Here is a 1050-nt window from a genome sequence, read left to right as displayed (position 1 = left end):
GGAGACTGGGTAATCTTAAATGAAGATCAGCAATTTGTTCGCTTACTGGATCGCTTGAGCCTCTTTAGCCGCAAAGCGGCGGGCAGCAAAGTGGCAGAGCAACTCATCGCGGCCAATGTCGATACGGTGTTTATCGTCTGCTCACTCAATCACGATTTCAACTTAAGCCGTATTGAACGTTACTTAGCCTTAGTTCACGAAGCTGACGTCGAGCCCGTTATCGTGCTTTCCAAAGCCGATTTGTGCGACGACGTCGATGAACTCAAAAGCCTAGTACAGAAGCTAGACCCTCTGCTAGTCATTGAGACGGTCAACGGCTTAGATGCAGAAAGTACTTCTAAGCTCATGAGCTGGTGTAATGAGGGGCAAACCGTTGCTTTTATCGGTTCATCAGGGGTGGGTAAGTCAACGCTGGTCAACGCGTTACTTGGTCAACAAGAACAATCGACAGGGCATATCCGTGAAGACGACAGCAAAGGACGCCATACGACGACCTCGCGCTCAATTCACCTATTACCTGCGGGCGGGATTTTGATCGATACTCCAGGAATGCGAGAAATCCAACTCGTCGATTGCGAAGCTGGTGTCAGCGAAGCCTTTGCTGACGTTGAAGCGCTTGCCGAGCATTGTCGATTTGGTGATTGTAAACACCAAACCGAGCCAGGTTGCGCCGTTCAAGCGGCCATTGAAAATGGCTCTCTTGAAATTCGCCGTTTCAACAATTATCAAAAGCTGCTGCGAGAACAAGCCTTTAATGGTGCGACCTTAGCAGAGCAACGAGCTCAGAGCCGACAATTTGGCAAACTCACTCGCAATGTGATGAGTGATAAACGCAAACGTCAGCAAAGTTACTGAGTTGTTAGATTTGAGTTGTCAATAAATTCAAAGGAGACTTTCGTCTCCTTTTTAATAACTTTATTAAAAACCATTACTCATAACCAACGAGATTTTTCAACATAAAAATCTCGTTTAGATAACATTGAGCAAACATTTAATCCAAAAACAAACTAAAACTAGACACAAAATATTACCAAGCTAAGATATGTGATA

General features: G+C 45.0%; 1 protein-coding gene. It reads left to right on the top strand.

Features of this window, described 5'->3' with window-relative positions; genetic code table 11:
• Nucleotides 1-855, top strand: an 855-nt coding sequence (rsgA, locus tag R7Q47_RS26420) for a ribosome small subunit-dependent GTPase A (RefSeq protein ID WP_318090280.1), incomplete at its 5' end; no start/stop codon positions are given.
• Nucleotides 856-1050 lie beyond the last annotated feature (195 nt).

The organism is Vibrio sp. Vb0349 (assembly GCF_033338975.1).
The sequence above is the reverse complement of the archived record's forward strand: the minus strand, read 5'-3'. Positions and strand labels throughout refer to the sequence as shown.